At 34.9% G+C, this 14,172-nt stretch carries 13 protein-coding genes and 2 pseudogenes; 2 read left to right on the forward strand and 13 right to left on the reverse strand.

The window, feature by feature from the left end:
- Positions 1-64: 64 nt before the first annotated feature.
- Positions 65-979: an EamA family transporter gene (locus SPD45_RS11915; RefSeq protein WP_336267993.1), complete on the forward strand. Its 915-nt coding sequence runs from the start codon at positions 65-67 to the stop codon at positions 977-979.
- A gap of 195 nt (positions 980-1,174) precedes the next feature.
- On the opposite strand, the gene SPD45_RS11920 is transcribed toward SPD45_RS11915, so the two are convergent.
- The 11 genes and pseudogenes from SPD45_RS11920 to SPD45_RS11970 all read right to left on the reverse strand — a co-directional run.
- Positions 1,175-1,480: a hypothetical protein gene (locus tag SPD45_RS11920; RefSeq protein ID WP_336267994.1), complete on the reverse strand. Its 306-nt coding sequence runs from the start codon at positions 1,478-1,480 to the stop codon at positions 1,175-1,177.
- 44 nt (positions 1,481-1,524) lie between these two features.
- Positions 1,525-1,620: pseudogene (locus tag SPD45_RS11925) on the reverse strand (IS200/IS605 family transposase); the annotation flags it as partial.
- A 200-nt stretch (positions 1,621-1,820) separates the two neighbouring features.
- On the reverse strand, positions 1,821-3,377 hold the full coding sequence (gene ahpF, locus SPD45_RS11930) for an alkyl hydroperoxide reductase subunit F (protein ID WP_336267995.1): 1,557 nt from the start codon (positions 3,375-3,377) through the stop codon (positions 1,821-1,823).
- A gap of 12 nt (positions 3,378-3,389) precedes the next feature.
- Positions 3,390-3,959 (reverse strand): alkyl hydroperoxide reductase subunit C, encoded by a 570-nt coding sequence (ahpC, locus tag SPD45_RS11935; RefSeq protein ID WP_336267996.1) that lies wholly within the window; start codon positions 3,957-3,959, stop codon positions 3,390-3,392.
- A gap of 623 nt (positions 3,960-4,582) precedes the next feature.
- Positions 4,583-5,413 (reverse strand): YihY/virulence factor BrkB family protein, encoded by an 831-nt coding sequence (locus SPD45_RS11940; protein WP_336267997.1) that lies wholly within the window; start codon positions 5,411-5,413, stop codon positions 4,583-4,585.
- 38 nt (positions 5,414-5,451) lie between these two features.
- The gene (locus SPD45_RS11945; RefSeq protein WP_336267998.1) at positions 5,452-5,724 is read right to left on the reverse strand and encodes a YtxH domain-containing protein; all 273 of its coding nucleotides are present in this window, start codon (positions 5,722-5,724) and stop codon (positions 5,452-5,454) included.
- 11 nt (positions 5,725-5,735) lie between these two features.
- Positions 5,736-6,215, reverse strand: a complete 480-nt coding sequence (locus SPD45_RS11950; protein WP_336267999.1) for a low molecular weight protein-tyrosine-phosphatase — start codon at positions 6,213-6,215, stop codon at positions 5,736-5,738.
- Positions 6,216-6,256: 41 nt separating this feature from the next.
- Positions 6,257-6,922 (reverse strand): SOS response-associated peptidase, encoded by a 666-nt coding sequence (locus SPD45_RS11955; RefSeq protein ID WP_336268000.1) that lies wholly within the window; start codon positions 6,920-6,922, stop codon positions 6,257-6,259.
- Between the two features lie 17 nt (positions 6,923-6,939).
- Positions 6,940-7,428: an RDD family protein gene (locus SPD45_RS11960; RefSeq protein ID WP_336268001.1), complete on the reverse strand. Its 489-nt coding sequence runs from the start codon at positions 7,426-7,428 to the stop codon at positions 6,940-6,942.
- Between the two features lie 17 nt (positions 7,429-7,445).
- Entirely contained in the window at positions 7,446-8,435 is a 990-nt protein-coding gene (sppA, locus tag SPD45_RS11965; RefSeq protein WP_336268002.1) for a signal peptide peptidase SppA, read from the reverse strand.
- Between the two features lie 524 nt (positions 8,436-8,959).
- Positions 8,960-9,490: pseudogene (locus tag SPD45_RS11970) on the reverse strand (CAP domain-containing protein); the annotation flags it as partial.
- A gap of 493 nt (positions 9,491-9,983) precedes the next feature.
- On the opposite strand from SPD45_RS11970, the gene SPD45_RS11975 reads away from it, so the two are divergent.
- Positions 9,984-11,177, forward strand: a complete 1,194-nt coding sequence (locus tag SPD45_RS11975; protein WP_336268049.1) for an acyl-CoA dehydrogenase family protein — start codon at positions 9,984-9,986, stop codon at positions 11,175-11,177.
- Between the two features lie 201 nt (positions 11,178-11,378).
- Here SPD45_RS11975 and SPD45_RS11980 read toward each other — a convergent pair whose 3' ends face one another.
- Together SPD45_RS11980 and SPD45_RS11985 are read right to left on the reverse strand one after the other, a co-directional pair.
- The gene (locus SPD45_RS11980; RefSeq protein WP_336268003.1) at positions 11,379-12,536 is read right to left on the reverse strand and encodes a saccharopine dehydrogenase C-terminal domain-containing protein; all 1,158 of its coding nucleotides are present in this window, start codon (positions 12,534-12,536) and stop codon (positions 11,379-11,381) included.
- Positions 12,537-12,559: 23 nt separating this feature from the next.
- The gene (locus SPD45_RS11985; RefSeq protein WP_336268004.1) at positions 12,560-14,056 is read right to left on the reverse strand and encodes an aldehyde dehydrogenase family protein; all 1,497 of its coding nucleotides are present in this window, start codon (positions 14,054-14,056) and stop codon (positions 12,560-12,562) included.
- Positions 14,057-14,172 lie beyond the last annotated feature (116 nt).

Below are 14,172 nucleotides of genomic sequence, written 5' to 3' on the forward strand. Positions count from 1 at the left end.
TTTTTCTTATTTTATGATACGATTTGTAAGGGTTTATAATAATAATGTGGAGGTTTTATGTTTCATGTGGTTTATATTTGCTATTATTACAGCAATTGCTTGGGGTGCAGCTAATTTATTTTATAAAAAAGGATCTAATGTCGAAGAAAAATATACGCATTTAAAAATTGTCATTATGGTTGGGTTTGTTATGGGGATTCATGCAACCGCATATATGCTTATAAAAGATATTACTTTTGATCCTTTTGACATGGTTCGTTATTTTCCAGTATCCTTCATGTATATTTTATCGATGACAATTGGATATATCGGATTACGCTACATCGAATTATCGATTGCAGCACCAGTTCAAAACTCAGCTGGAGCAGTAAGTGCAATTTTATTATTCATTTTCTTTCCACGCGAAATGAGTATGATAGATATTGCTGGAATTATTATTGTGACAATCGGGGTTATTACGTTAGCCGTTTACGAAAAACAAGCTGAAACATATGCATTAAAAAGACAAAATGAAATGATTGACCCTAAATACCAATTAAGTTTCTTAGCAATTACATTCCCAATTTTATATGCGTTAATTGATGGAATTGGTACATTTTTAGATGGTGTTTATTTGGATGAATTGACATTAATTCCTGAGGATAATGCATTAATTGCATATGAATACACTTTTTTTATCGTCGCTGTTCTTGCTTTTATATATGTACGTTTTATAAAAAAAGAGAAATATTCATTATTTAAAGAAAAAGATCGTGGAACAGCCGCAATTTTGGAAACGACAGGACAATTTTTCTATGTATTTGCAATTGCAGGAAATGCGATTATCGCTGCACCACTTATTGCTGCACATGGAATATTCTCTGTTATTTTATCAAGAATTTTCCTCAAAGAAGTTCTATCTACTCGCCAATACGTTATGATCGGGGTCGTAATGTTCGGTATTATATTATTAGGTTTATCAGAAGGACTTGCTGAATAACATTTGCAATCAAAAATCTTAACGTAGATATCAATTTTACGTTAAGATTTTTCTTTTATCCTTCATTTTAAACTATTACATATATTTTAGTTGTTTATTCTAAATCAATATTACTAGTGTGAACCGATGAAATGCTCTGCGGCTGATGGTCTTTGTAATCGGATTTAATCTAAAATACTCCTTGAACAGTATTCCTTATGCACAGTATCCTCGCATCAATTCTTGCAACTTCGGGTCGTAATCTTGCAACTTTGGCTCACATTCTTGCAACTTTGGGTCGTAATCTTGCAACTTTGGCTCATATTCTTGCAACTTTGGGTCGGATTCTTGCAACCTCGGGCCGGATTCTTGCAACTTTGGAGTGGATTCTTGCAACTTTGGAGTGGATTCTTGCAACTTCGGGTCATATTCTTGCAACTTTGGAGTGGATTCTTGCAACTTTGGGCCGGATTCTTGCAACTTCGGGCCGGATTCTTGCAACTTTGGGTTGGATTCTTGCAACTACACACGATATTCTTGTAACTACCCAGTTTCCATATTTGCTACTTTACATTTGCATAACGATCAAAAATCATTAAGCTACTCTTCCTTTTTAAATAGCCCGTACATAGAGATACACATAATTTTAGTGGAATACTTACATCCCCATCCATATCTTGCATTAGGATTGCCTTCTTCTCTTGTAAGATATGGTGGTCGGGAAACCAACTTTATCTTATCACGATAGGAAATATTTTTAATGCCATGCTAAAAGCTACTTAAGAACACCCAGCAGAGTCCGATCGGTTTTCATATGCATAAATAAAAAGGAGCTTATCCACTATTGGATAAGCCCCTTCTATTATGCTTTTACTTTTGCAAATTTCTCAGCATTTTTCACGACATAATCGTACGCACTTAATGATGCTGTAGCAGATGCACCCATTGAAATAATAATTTGGTTATAAGCAGAGTCTGTACAGTCTCCTGATGCGTAAACACCCGGAACATTTGTAGCCCCGTACTTATCTACGATTATTTCACCCATTTTATTTCTTTCAACTAAGTCACCGAGCCAAGCAGTATTTGGTACTAAACCAATTTGAACAAAAACACCTTCTAATTCAATATGTTTTTCTTCTTCTGTTGCTCGATCAATATAAGAAATTCCATTTACAACATCTGTACCTGTAATTTCAGTCGTTTGTGCTTGTTTAATAACAGTTACATTTGGTAAACGATGGAGACGGTCTTGTAAAACAGAATCCGCTCTTAACTCCTCACCAAACTCTAATACTGTTACATGTTCTACGATACCAGATAAGTCAATTGCAGCTTCAATTCCAGAGTTTCCCCCGCCGATTACTGCAACACGTTTACCTTCAAATAATGGACCATCACAATGTGGACAGTATGCAACACCTTTGTTACGGAACTCCTCTTCACCAGGAACCCCTACTTTACGCCAGCTTGCTCCAGTAGATAGAACAACTGCTTTACTTTTTAATGTTGCGCCATTTTCTAACTCTAATTCTACATAATCATTTACTTGTAAACTTTTTGCACGTTGTAAATCCATCACATCAATATCATAATCTTTTACATGTGATTCTAAGTTTGCTGCCAATTGTGGACCTTCAATACTGTTCACACTAACAAAATTTTCAATGGTAGCTGTATCTAAAATTTGTCCACCGAATCGTTCTGCAACAATTCCAGTACGGATTCCTTTTCGTGCAGCATAAATTCCTGCTGTTGCCCCACCAGGACCTCCTCCAACAACTAATACATCGAATGGATCTTTATTAGCAAATTCACTTGCATCAGGTCCTGAACCTAATTTTGCTAAAATTTCCGGAATCGTAATACGTCCTCCGTTGAATTCTTCTCCATTTAAGAAAACAGTTGGTACAGCCATAATTTTCTTTTCTTCTACTTCTTGCTTAAATGTAGCACCATCAACCATTGTATGTGTAATGTTAGGATTTAATACAGTCATGATGTTTAAAGCTTGTACTACTTCCGGACATACTTGACATGTCAGGCTAACATACGTATCAAAATGGTATGTGCCTTCTAAATTTTTCACCTGTTCTGCTACTGCTTCATCAATTTTTGGTGCCCTACCACTAACTTGTAATAAAGCTAATACTAATGAAGTGAACTCATGGCCTAAAGGAAGACCAGCAAAAGTTACGCCAGTCTCCTCTGTTCCACGGTTAATGCTGAAACTAGGTGTCCGATTTAAAACAGTATGTTCAATTGTTATTTTAGACGATAATGAAGCTAGTTCATCTACTAAAGATGTCATATCTTCTGAAGCCTTGTCGTTTCCAACACTTAGCTTAATCGTTACATCATCTTCTAAAAGCTCCATATATTGTTTTAATTGTGCTTTCATATCAGCATCTAATATCATTTAAAGCACTCCTTAAATTTTTCCTACTAAGTCTAAGCTAGGCTTTAATGTTTCAGCGCCTTCTTCCCATTTAGCTGGGCAAACTTCGCCTGGGTTATTACGTACGTATTGAGCTGCTTTAATTTTAGAAACTAAAGTACTTGCGTCACGTCCGATTCCATCTGCGTTAATTTCAGCAGCTTGTACAACACCATCTGGATCGATGATGAATGTTCCACGTTGTGCAAGACCTGCATCTTCATCTAACACGTCAAAGTTACGTGAAATTTTTTGTGAAGGGTCACCGATCATAATATACTCAATTTTGCTAATTGCATCTGAGTGATCGTGCCATGCTTTATGTGTAAAGTGTGTATCTGTTGATACAGAGTAAACCTCTACTCCTAATTCTTTTAATTCTGCATATTGATTTTGTAAGTCTTCTAATTCTGTTGGACATACGAATGTGAAGTCAGCTGGGTAAAAACATACGATACTCCACTTTCCTTGTAAATCTTGATCTGATACTGAGATAAACTCTCCGTTTGCTGGGTTATATGCCTCTGCGTTAAATTCTTCGATTTTCTTACCAATTAATGACATGAAAAATTCCTCCTAAGTATATATTGAATATTATTGATCAATCTATTGCTTATCAATAATAATTCTAATCTTATATTTATTCTCTACCTTTTCGATGCGTTTGTCAAGAGTTTGTGTAATTTGTCACATATCGTTCAATTTCTTGTCTTTTATATAGTATGTTCCATATATAAAACAGTTATACATGTCTTTTTATGTACTCTCATCCATCATTTCCATACTTATTGAATCTCATTTACAAGATCAATTTCTCAATTAAGAATGAAACGAATATGAACACATTTTTCAAACATGAAAACTCTTATAAAAATTAATTTTTATGCATCCACAATTACTTATTATAATCAATTCTAAATTAAAATCAATATAAATAACTTCGATTTTTTTAATATTTACCCTTTATTATATATACATTCGAATTCTCAATTACTTTCACAACAATGATAATAAAGATTTCATCATCTCGAAAAATAAAATGATATTTATTTTTACTTTTATTACTTTAGGTTGTTTAGTCACTTTGACAAAATATGATATAGCAGCAAAAAAGGCGCCATTTTCAGGAGATTGATCTCCTAAAAATGGCGCCTTTCACATAGTTAAATCATACATGACCACAAAGTCTATTTCACTTCATATTTATTTTCTTTCATATCTAAAATATAAGCATTTAATACTCCACCAGTATTAATGATAATTCCTGATAAATAAAACCAAATCATTAATATAATGACTGTTCCTAAACTTCCATATGTCGCTGAATAGTTTCCTAATGTATTGACATAAAACGAAAAGCCTAAAGATGCAATTTGCCATAAAATTGTCGTAAATAATGCGCCCCATACAACATACGTCACTTTAATCTTTCTATTTGGTGCGAATTTATACAAAATAACGAATGCGACAAAGAATGTTAAAGAACTCGCTGAAAGACGGACGAGATCCCATATATCTGCCAAACTATGTAATCCGATTAAACCGAATAACTTTTCTCCAATTAATTTACCAAAAACCGATAGCAATAATGCAACTGCAACAACTATAATAAGAACAAACATTAAAACAAATGCTACTAAACGATTTTTTATGAAGGAACGTTCTTCCTCAATTTGATATGCTTTGTTAAATGATTTTGCAATAGCATTAAATGCATTAGATGCAGACCAAATTGTACCTAGTATACTAACAGATAACAATCCACCACTTCTCGTATTTACTAGATTCGTTAAGTTCGATTCAATCATCACGACTACTTCTTCAGGCAAGTATGTACCGATACTATCTAAAAATTCATCTACTTGAATTGGCAAAAAACCTAATAATGTTACTAAGAATAGTAAAAACGGAAATAAAGATAAAAGGAAAAAGTATGCCAATTGTGCAGATAGGCCCATCACGTCTGCCTCACCTATTCGACGTGTCATTTCCTTTGAAAATCGAATGATTTTTTGCATATTTTTTCCCTCTCTCCCATTTACAAAACAACATCATTTTATTTTAAAAATCTATTTACAGTTGATTCGACTTGTTCCAATGTGTTGACCGCACCGTCTACATTATTTTCTACAAAAGATGATACAGATTGCACTGTATCTTTCATTTGGTCAATCACTTCCGATGGGTTTGCAATACAGTCTGTTACATTATCTTTCAATTGTACGAGACCGTCCTTTGCATATGCACGTGTTTCCTTATTAAATAAACTAACGACTCCACCAATTGCCGCTCCTGCAATAATTCCTGTTAATAGTTTTCTTTTCCCCATTTTCCTGTCTCCTAACCATTTATTTTATGTTCTGTTTTAATTTTTTTTAATAAAGCATCACATGCTTCACTTACTAATTCATATGTATAATCAAAATTCCCTGTAAAATATGGGTCTGGTACATTGACTTCCTTTGGATTTTCTACAATATCCATTAATTTGCCAAAATGAAGCTTCTTTTTATCAAATGAATAAATATCTTCTATATCTAATATATTTTGTTCATCCATTGCTAATACATAATCAAATGTCTCGAAATCTTTTTCATTTACTTGCCTTGCTCGCATACCATCATATGAAATTTCTAACGTATCTAATTTTCCCCTTGTACCATGATGTGGCTGTTTACCTGTATGCCAACTGGCTGTCCCAGCAGAATCTACTTCAATCTTATTTTCCAATCCTGCTTCCTTTACTTTATGACGAAAAACCGCTTCCGCCATTGGGGATCTACAAATATTTCCTAAACACACGAATAATACACGTACCATATGATCCCTCCAATATACTATTTTTTTATATTGTACAATGTTTATGAAATAGGTTCAATACATGCTTTTTCATTATGTTTCACGTTATTTACCACATCGCTTACAGTATAATAATGAAAATGAACATCGTCTACTTCATCTAAAAATTGCTTTGCTTCTGCCGCATTACGGAAACTATCTTTTAACCAAACATCTTCCGCTTCTTCCGATAAAATAATCGGCATTCGGTGATGAACGGAACGAATGGATTCATTTGCTTCCTTTGTAAGAAGCGTGCACGTAAACAAAGGACCATTTTCATCTTCCCACTTATCCCATAGCGCTGCAAAACTAAATAAATGTGTCCCATCTACTTGAATACGTTTCGGAATTCTTTCCATGTCTGTTCGTTGCCACTCATAGAAACTATCTGCAATAACAATACAACGTTTCCTCGCCATAAGTTGTTTAAAACTCGGCTTTTGATGTGCTGTTTCACTTCGAGCATTAATCATTTTCGAGCCGATTTTTTTATCTTTTGACCAAGACGGAACTAAACCCCATTTCAAATATCCTGCCCGTCTTTTTGTGCCATCATGGATGACAGCTAGCACATTTTGACCTGGTGCTACATTATAACTCATTTCAAAATTTGCAATATCTGTTCCAATTTGGAATCGATCTATAATGGTTTGCTTATCTTGCAAAATTGTATAACGTCCACACATATGTGCTGATGCTCCTTTCATGGTCGAATAAGAATTACCCTTGTATGACCTATCATATCATGAATCCCTGTTTTTTCTTTTGTAAATGCTACAATCAAATATAATAATTTAAAGCCGAACGTAATATTATAAATAAATCGCCCTACAACTTCGCGGAATAATAAATCTATCCACTTGATTGTAGCACCATCTTTTCGAACTACTTTTAAACCGAAAACCATTTTTCCTAATGTCGCCTGAAAAAACTTCGTCATACAAACAAAATATGCATAATAAATAATAGTAGAAACAATAACAGAAACAGACCATAAAGGAAACAATGATTTCTCTTGGATGTTTATGGGTAAAAGTGAATCTACGATAATACCTTGTAAACTAATAATAACAATAATATCGACTAAATATGCCCAAAACCGCAACCAAAATCCTGCAAACTGCATATCGCCCTCTTTTAATTCGTTTGTTCCTTCCACATCCTCTTTCATGAACGACTCATATGTTGTCATATCCATATTCCTTTCTATTAATATAAATACATTGCTTGTGGTTTATCTGATTGACGAATTAAATGCATAACTGTCTCTATCTCACTATCTGTTTGTTGCAACTTATTTTTAGCTTCCATTACAAAATAGGAAAACATATTTGCTTTCTGGTTATATTGAATTACTTGTGCATTTTCTAACCCGTACGTTTTCTGTAAATCTTCCAATGCATCATTAAATGTACCTACTTCATCCACTAGTCCAACTTTTTTAGCTTGGTTTCCTGTATATACTCGCCCATCTCCAATTTCACGCACTTTTTTCTCTGTCATTTGACGTCCATCGACAATAACTTGGACGAATTCATCATACATTTCATCAATCATCGATTGTAAAATCTCTTCCTCTTCCTTCGTCATTTCTCTTGAAGGCGACATAATATCTTTATGTTTTCCACTTTTGATCGTGTTGAATGTTATGCCATATTTCTCTGCTAAACCAGCATAGTTCATTGATTCCATAATGACACCAATCGAACCTGTAATCGTACTAGGTGTTGCGAAAACTTTATCAGCCGGTGCTGCCGCATAATATCCTCCAGAAGCAGCGGTTTCCCCCATCGTTACGTAAAATGGTTTATCATATTCCTCTTGCAATGCAAGTAAACTTTCATGAATTTCTGCTGTCGGTCCTACTGCTCCACCTGGAGAATCGATTTGCAATAAGACGGCTTTTATACTATCATCTTCTGCTGCTAATTCAATTGTTTTTAACATACGATAATGGCTATATCCTTGTCCAATATGTGGGGGAACAACATCTTCCATAATTACACCGTTTAGTTGTAACACAGCAATTCTTTCATCCCAATCCCCATCTTCTATTATTACTTCATCATATGTAGGATCACTCATCGAAAATAAATCATTTTGTGATATCCGGACAATAGAAGTATTAAATTGAACACCAATAGAGACGATGAATAACGACACTACAACAATTAAGGCAATCCAACGTTTTTTATTCATATGCGAACTTCCTTCCTTAAATTTTACTCTATTAAAAATCGTACATGAAAGCTAAAGTAAGTACAATTAATTTCACGTAAAATGTAAATGTAATTGTCGCAAATATAATGCAATTAGAAAAAGAAATTTAACAACATAATTTTAATCACAACTTCTTTGGAGATCATACATCTATTAATATGCTTCATAAAACTATTTCTTTCCATCATTTTAATGAAAAAGAGGCTTGAATATAACTAGTTTCTAATGATAAGCAGGACCAGTTTTCATTCCAATTTCGCTGAAATGAAAGGAGCACCCCAGGCAAGCCGTGTCCGAAACCAATAGAGAAAGTGCTCTTCCTTCTCTATTAGTTGAGGCCAACCCGTGGAATGCGCAGTAGATTAATGGAGCTATATACTTGATTAAATAAAATAAAAAGGTAACTCCAGTAAAAATTAATTTACTGAAATTACCTTTTTCATTTCAATGAGTTAGTTCTTTATTTATAAGAATTTCGTTTCAATCCAGTCTCTACTTATTTATTATTTTCCGATAAACTGTTGTGTCCAATAGTTTCCATTTTCAATATACCCAATTCCGATATGTGTATAATCTTTGTTTAAAATATTTGCACGGTGTCCTTCACTATTCATCCAAGCATCGACAACTTCTGCCGGTGTACGTTGACCCATTGCAATATTTTCACCCGCTGTTCGATATGTAATACCAAACTGTTTCATCATATCAAACGGCGAACCATATGTTGGGCTTTGGTGATCAAAGTATCCATTTTTCGCCATATCATTTGATTTTTCACGAGCAACTTCACTTAATTTCACATCAAGTTGTAACGGGGCTAAACCATTTTTTTCACGTTCTACATTCGTTAATGTTAATACTTCCTGTTCGAAAGCACTAATTTCTTGATCACTAACTTCTTCAGTAGGTGGTTCTTCTTCTCCTGGAACTTGCTCTACCTCTTGTTCAGTTTGATTTGGAAACCACTGATTCCACCAATGATCAAATGAAGAACTATCTTGCTCAGTTGATGGCTGTTGTGCATCATTTTGTTCATCAACAGGCATTGTTGCGGATGCAAAAACGTGATCACCTGCTCCCACCCATACACACGCAATTGCAAACATTGTTATAAAAAATCTCTTACTCATTCTTTCCACTCCTTTTCGTTTGTGCATTTATCATAGCATTTATTTTTTGTTATATTACGACCGTATTTTTCCAGTACATAAAGCAACTTTATAAACCTTTACATAGTGCTTTTTTGTGATTCTACTTCTTGGATAATATTTAATAAAATGGATGTCTTTACCACAAATATTGTATTGACAACTTTTTAAATTAGCTCTATTGTTACATCTTTATTGCTCATTTATAACAAAACCTATTTACAAAATTATCTGAATATTGTAATATATAGTTAATAATCAATCTCCCTAACTCTTTCATGTGTTTAAAGAGTATGTGGCCAGTTTTAGATTAACTTGATGAATAAGTTAGCTAGAACTGGCTTTTTCTTTAGTAGATTTTTGGAGAGGAGTATGTATGATGCATTTCGATTTTTCTGATGAACAAACTTTATTACGTAAAACTACACGTCAATTTGTTGATGAAAAAATTATGCCTTATATAGCAAAATGGGATCGTGAAGGGGCATTTGATCCGTCAGTTATGCATGAATTGGCAAAGAGTGGCTTTATGGGTGTTTGTATACCAGAGGCATATGGAGGAAGTGGAATGGATTATAATGCACTAGCAATCGTCTGTGAAGAATTAGAACGTGGAGATAATGCATTTCGAACAGCCGTATCGGTACATACCGGATTAAATAGCATGACATTACTACAATGGGGAAATGAAGCACAAAAACAACAATATTTAGTTCCTCAAGCAAAAGGGGAAAAGATTGGTGCATTTGGTTTAACAGAGCCAAATGCTGGTTCTGATGTCGTTGCAATGGAGGCGACAGCTTATACTGATGGTGACTACTATATTTTAAATGGACAAAAAACTTGGATTTCCTTATCTGATATTGCAGATCATTTTATCGTTTTTGCCTATACGAAGAAAGAAAAAAAACATCACGGCATTTCTGCATTCATCGTGGAAAGAGATTTTCCAGGTTTTTCTTCAAAGCCAATTAAAGGTAAATTAGGTATACGTGCTGGAAATACAGGAGAAATTTTTTTTGATGACGTGAAAATACCGAAGAAAAATTTACTCGGTCAAGAAGGAGAGGGATTCAAAATAGCAATGTCTGCGCTTGATAATGGACGTTTCACTGTTGCAGCTGGTGCTGTTGGAACAATCATGGCTTGTTTAGAATCCTCAATCACCTATTGCAACGAAAGAAAAACATTTGGAAAACCGATAGGTGAACATCAACTTGTACAGCAAATGATTGCCAATATGGAAGCTGGGTTACAAATGAGTCGATTACTCGTTTACCGAGCAGGTGCATTAAAAAATGCAGGTAAAAGAAATACTCGAGAAACATCTCTCGCTAAATGGCAGGCATGTGATTTTGCGAATAAAGCGGCAGACGATGCCGTACAAATTCATGGAGCATACGGTTTTTCAGACGAATATCCTGTCGAACGATATTTACGGAATTCAAAGGCACCGGTAATATATGAGGGAACGCGTGAAATTCATACAATTATGCAAGCGGAATATGTGCTTGGATATCGTCAGGATAAACCATTAAATAAAATGCTCCCTGCTTGGAAACATAATCAATAAATATGATTGCAACATGATTTTCAGATAAAGCTTTATATAAAATGCACAAAAAAGACAGGCTTAAAATACACAAGTAACCATTGAATGTTACGATAGAAACATATACTTTTATGTTAATGTTTCTATCCACTGAGTACTGAATTGTATCTTTCAAGCCTGTCTCCACCTTATAACCGATTCGTTTCCACCATAAATATTCTTTTAAAATGTCATTCTATGTTCTTTTATATGGATACCTCGTTCTTTTAGTGCGGCGATATATTGTTTACCAGGGACAATCTTTTCTGGCGGAACAACACCACGTTCTGTAATTGTTCCACTGGCAATTAATTGTGCAACAATCGAAACCGTTGCACCTGTCACTTGTGACATTGCTGTTCGTTCTCGTGCTTTATCATAATACGTAATCAATTCATAAGATAATAATGTATCTACATCCGCTTTTTTTCCACTTATATACGCCTTCAATAACACAACATCTTCTTTATCTGTTGGATCGACAAACGGTTCTAATACTTTTAACAAAACTTCTCGCGGTTTTACATATTGATCATCTTCTAATTCGACAAACAAATACCGGTCTGTCATTTGTAAATCAACAAATAATTGAAATTTTTCCCGATGACCAGGATAGCGAATCGTTTTATATTCTAATGTATGCACGTCAGAAAAACTATCTAATAAGGTGGACGTACCTCCTGAAGTATGAAATGCTTCAAGTGGACCAAACTTTTCAAAATAAATTTCTTCCGGTTCAGATAAAGATAAAACATCTTCTCTTTTTCCATTGCGAATAATAGTGGAGGGATCTGTATAATGATCTAACAAACCTTCCATGGAAAAAACATGATGATAACCTAAAGGTGCTTCAGGTCGTAATGGAATCCCACCAACATATAGTTTAATCATTTCTACTTCCTCTAACTTGGAAGCACCATAGCCAGTTAAAATATTAATCATACCAGGTGCTACACCTAAATCTGGAATAATCGTAATCCCTTTTTCTACTGCTTCATCATTTAGGCGTAATACATTATCTGTCACATCACCAATATGCCCTCCTAGGTCAATGACATGTGTACCTACATCGATTCCTACCTTTGCAACTGTTTCATTAAAACTATAAAACAACGCATTAATAACGACATCAAATTGCTGCATGAAGTTTTCTAGTTCCTCTGTATGTGTTGCATCGACCTCAAACGGAAATAGCTTTTCTGATTGTGCCAATTCTACAAGTTCATACACATGATCCATCTCAACATCTGCCAGGCCAACCATTTCTACACCTTCACTATTTAATGCATCCATTGCAGCTTCTTTTCCCATAAATCCAGCGCCTAAAATACCTATTTTCATAAAATCCCCCCTATTTTCAGCGATTAATCTACATCAATTTGAGCACGTTGCAATTTCCCACTATAATCAACATAAATTGCTTTCCATTCTGTAAATACATCAAGTGCTTGCACACCTGAATCTCGATGGCCATTCCCTGTTCCTTTCGTTCCTCCGAATGGTAAATGAATTTCTGCTCCCGTTGTTCCAGCGTTGATATAAACAATCCCGGTATCTAAATCTCGTTGTGCTTGGAACACACGATTCACATCATTTGTAAAAATGGCACTAGATAATCCGTATGCCACACTGTTGTTTACTGTAATCGCTTCTTCAAAAGACGCTACCGGGATGAAAGATACGACTGGACCAAAAATTTCTTCCTGTGCAATACGCATCTCACTCGTTACATTCGTAAACAATGTTGGGGCAAAATAATACCCTTTATTATATGGCGCTTCTGTTAAACGATGTCCTCCAGCTAACAATGTCGCACCTTCTTCTTTTCCTATTTCTATATAGGATGCAATTTTTTCTAAACCAGCTTGATTAATAATCGGTCCAACCTTCACGTCTTTTTCTAAACCATTTCCGATCGTTAGTTTATTCATTTTCGCTAAAAGCCTTTCCTCTAATGCTTCTTTCACATTTTCATGGACAATAACACGACTACATGCCGTACATCTTTGACCACTCGTTCCAAACGCACTCCAAATAATTCCTTCCACCGCCAAGTCAAGGTCTGCATCATCCATAACGATAACGGCATTTTTTCCACCTAATTCTAAAGAAACTTTTTTTAATTGACGCCCACACTCACTTGCAATATGGCTTCCCGTTTCATTTGATCCTGTGAATGAAATGACATGAATGTCTTTATGTTGCACCATTGCATCCCCTACTTCCCCACCTGCACCATACACAATATTTATAATTCCTTTTGGTAAACCGGCTTCTTCAAATATCTTCCCTAACTCCGTTGCCATTAATGGTGTTTCTGTTGCAGGTTTCCAAATGACTGCATTTCCAGCAATGATTGCCGGAAACGACTTCCATGTTGCAATTGCAATCGGAAAATTCCACGGTGTAATGATACCGACTACCCCAATAGGCGCACGAACACTCATCGCGAATTTATCTTTCAATTCTGCGTTAACTGTTTGCCCGCATAATCGTCTACCTTCACCTGCCATATAAAAAGCCATATCAATTCCTTCTTGTACTTCCCCACGGGCTTCTTCTAACACTTTTCCATTTTCAAGTGTAAGTAATGTCGCAATCTTCTCTTTTCGCTCTTTCATTAATTGACCAACTTTATAAAGAATTTCAGCTCTTTGTGGTGCTGGTACAAGTGCCCATTCTTTTTGTGCTAATTTGGCTGCTTTTACTGCCTCATTTACTTCTCTCTCACTTGAAAGAGGTACTTCCACGATTTTTTCCAATGTAGCTGGATTAATAACATCTGTAAATTTTTCTCCATTTATCCAATTTCCGTTAATATAATTTTGCAATGTAGTCTGCTCAATGTATGGATGGCTCATCATCCTTCTCCTCCTTTTTTGTAAACGCTATCATTTTTTCGTATGTTATGTATGTATATTCAGTATAACGTACATAAAATACGCATTCAATCTCCATATTAAAATTTTTCGTAGTA

It is taken from the genome of Pseudogracilibacillus sp. SO10305 (assembly GCF_037072005.1).
GTDB lineage: Bacteria > Bacillota > Bacilli > Bacillales > Amphibacillaceae > Pseudogracilibacillus > Pseudogracilibacillus intestinigallinarum.

What these genes read in the sequence shown, in the direction of transcription:
- SPD45_RS11915 (WP_336267993.1), top strand. Translation starts at nt 65, where the DNA reads ATGTGGTTTATATTTGCTATTATTACAGCAATTGCTTGGGGTGCAGCT.
- ahpF (WP_336267995.1), bottom strand. Translation starts at nt 3,377, where the DNA reads ATGATATTAGATGCTGATATGAAAGCACAATTAAAACAATATATGGAG.
- ahpC (WP_336267996.1), bottom strand. Translation starts at nt 3,959, where the DNA reads ATGTCATTAATTGGTAAGAAAATCGAAGAATTTAACGCAGAGGCATAT.
- SPD45_RS11940 (WP_336267997.1), bottom strand. Translation starts at nt 5,413, where the DNA reads ATGCAAAAAATCATTCGATTTTCAAAGGAAATGACACGTCGAATAGGT.
- SPD45_RS11945 (WP_336267998.1), bottom strand. Translation starts at nt 5,724, where the DNA reads ATGGGGAAAAGAAAACTATTAACAGGAATTATTGCAGGAGCGGCAATT.
- SPD45_RS11950 (WP_336267999.1), bottom strand. Translation starts at nt 6,215, where the DNA reads ATGGTACGTGTATTATTCGTGTGTTTAGGAAATATTTGTAGATCCCCA.
- SPD45_RS11955 (WP_336268000.1), bottom strand. Translation starts at nt 6,922, where the DNA reads ATGTGTGGACGTTATACAATTTTGCAAGATAAGCAAACCATTATAGAT.
- SPD45_RS11960 (WP_336268001.1), bottom strand. Translation starts at nt 7,428, where the DNA reads ATGACAACATATGAGTCGTTCATGAAAGAGGATGTGGAAGGAACAAAC.
- sppA (WP_336268002.1), bottom strand. Translation starts at nt 8,435, where the DNA reads ATGAATAAAAAACGTTGGATTGCCTTAATTGTTGTAGTGTCGTTATTC.
- SPD45_RS11975 (WP_336268049.1), top strand. Translation starts at nt 9,984, where the DNA reads ATGCATTTCGATTTTTCTGATGAACAAACTTTATTACGTAAAACTACA.
- SPD45_RS11980 (WP_336268003.1), bottom strand. Translation starts at nt 12,536, where the DNA reads ATGAAAATAGGTATTTTAGGCGCTGGATTTATGGGAAAAGAAGCTGCA.
- SPD45_RS11985 (WP_336268004.1), bottom strand. Translation starts at nt 14,056, where the DNA reads ATGAGCCATCCATACATTGAGCAGACTACATTGCAAAATTATATTAAC.